Source organism: Streptomyces phaeochromogenes, assembly GCF_001418655.1.
In the GTDB taxonomy this organism is placed as follows: Bacteria; Actinomycetota; Actinomycetes; order Streptomycetales; family Streptomycetaceae; genus Streptomyces; species Streptomyces phaeochromogenes.
In genome coordinates this window covers 1-1,883 of the sequence record NZ_LIQZ01000662.1, presented here as the reverse complement: position 1 = coordinate 1,883, position 1,883 = coordinate 1, and the positions used below count along the sequence as shown (strand labels likewise).

Annotated in this window: 1 protein-coding gene and 2 pseudogenes; all 3 read left to right on the top strand. The window is 70.8% G+C overall.

Annotated elements, in window-relative coordinates:
- Positions 1–111: 111 nt before the first annotated feature.
- A pseudogene (locus tag AOK17_RS53370) lies at positions 112–574 on the top strand (TatD family hydrolase); the annotation flags it as partial.
- A gap of 2 nt (positions 575–576) precedes the next feature.
- Positions 577–1,000: pseudogene (locus tag AOK17_RS53365) on the top strand (TatD family hydrolase); the annotation flags it as partial.
- 3 nt (positions 1,001–1,003) lie between these two features.
- The coding region (gene eboE / locus AOK17_RS47325; protein WP_055618797.1) for a metabolite traffic protein EboE at positions 1,004–1,883 on the top strand (880 nt) is incomplete at its 3' end.

The following is a 1,883-nucleotide window of genomic DNA, read 5'->3' as shown; positions in this document are numbered from 1 at the left end:
CGCGGGCCGTCCCGTACCTCATGACCTGCACCACGTCCTGTCCCTGACCGAGCACCCGGCCACCCCGCCCGGCACCGACGCCCCCCACGGCAGCGACGGCAAGGAGTCCTGATGCGCATCTTCGACCCCCACATCCACATGACGTCACGGACCACCGACGACTACGAAGCCATGTACGAGGCCGGTGTCAGAGCCGTCGTCGAACCCGCCTTCTGGCTCGGCCAGCCCCGCACCTCGGCGGCCTCCTTCCTCGACTACTTCGACTCCCTCCTCGGCTGGGAACCCTTCCGCGCCGCCCAGTACGGCATCGCCCACCACTGCACGCTCGCCCTCAACCCCAAAGAGGCCAACGACCCCCGCTGCGTGCCCGTCCTCGACGAGCTGCCCCGGTATCTCGTCAAGGACCACGTCGTGGCCGTCGGCGAGATCGGCTACGACTCGATGACCCCCGCCGAGGACACCGCCCTGGCCGCCCAGCTCCAGCTCGCCGCCACCTTTGAGCTGCCCGCGCTCGTGCACACCCCGCACCGCGACAAGCTGGCCGGTCTGCGCCGCACCCTCGACGTGGTCCGGGNNCCCGGACCACGTCCTGATCGACCACCTCAACGAGACCACGGTCAAGGAGGCCAAGGACGGCGGCTGCTGGCTCGGCTTCTCGGTCTATCCGGACACCAAGATGGACGAGGAACGGATGGTCGCGGTCCTGCAGGAGTACGGACCGGAGAAGGTTCTGGTCAACTCGGCCGCCGACTGGGGCAAGAGCGACCCGTTGAAGACCCGCAAGGTCGCGGACGCCCTGCTGAAGGCCGGGTTCACCGAGGACGACGTCGATCAGGTGCTGTGGCGCAACCCCGTCGCCTTCTACGGACTCAGCGGACGCCTCGACCTGGACGTCGCCGGCACGGACGCAACCCACGAGGGCAACTCCATCCTCCGCGGCGTCCCGAAGACGGTCCCGGACACAGTCCCGGACACCGACCCGACGACGACGGGGGTGTGACCGATGCGCTTCCGCCACCCCGACGGCTCCACCGTCCACCTCGCCTACTGCACCAACGTCCACCCCGCCGAGACCCTCGACGGCGTCCTCGCCCAGCTCCGCGACCACTGCGAACCCGTACGCAAACGCCTCGGCCGCGACCGTCTCGGCATCGGCCTGTGGCTCGCCAAGGACGCCGCTCACGCCCTCGTCACCGACCCGTCCGCCCTGCGCGGGCTGCGCACCGAACTCGACCTCCGCGGCCTCGAAGTCGTCACCCTCAACGGCTTCCCGTACGAAGGGTTCGGCGCCGAGGAGGTCAAGTACCGCGTCTACAAGCCGGACTGGGCCGACCCCGAGCGGCTCGAACACACCACGGCCCTCGCCCGCGTCCTCGCCGGACTCCTCCCCGACGACGTCACCGAAGGCACCATCTCGACCCTGCCGCTCGCCTGGCGCACGGTGTACGACGACGACCGCGCCGCCCGGGCCCACGCGGCCCTGACCACCCTCGCCGAACGTCTCGACGCGCTGGAGGAGCTGACCGGCCGCTCCATCCGTATCGGCCTGGAGCCCGAGCCGGGCTGCACCGTCGAGACCACGGCCGACGCCATCGCCCCGCTCACCGCGATCGGCCACCCCCGCATCGGGATCTGCGTCGACACCTGCCACCTTGCCACCTCCTTCGAAGATCCGAACACCGCCCTGGACGCGCTGGCCGCCGCCCGCGTCCCCGTCGTCAAGTCCCAGCTCTCAGCCGCCCTGCACGCCGAACATCCCCACCTCCCCGAAGTCCGCGAGGCCCTCGCCGCCTTCGACGAACCCCGCTTCCTGCACCAGACCCGCACCCTCACCGCCGCCGGACTCCGCGGGACCGACGACCTCGGCGAGGCCGTCAAGGAGG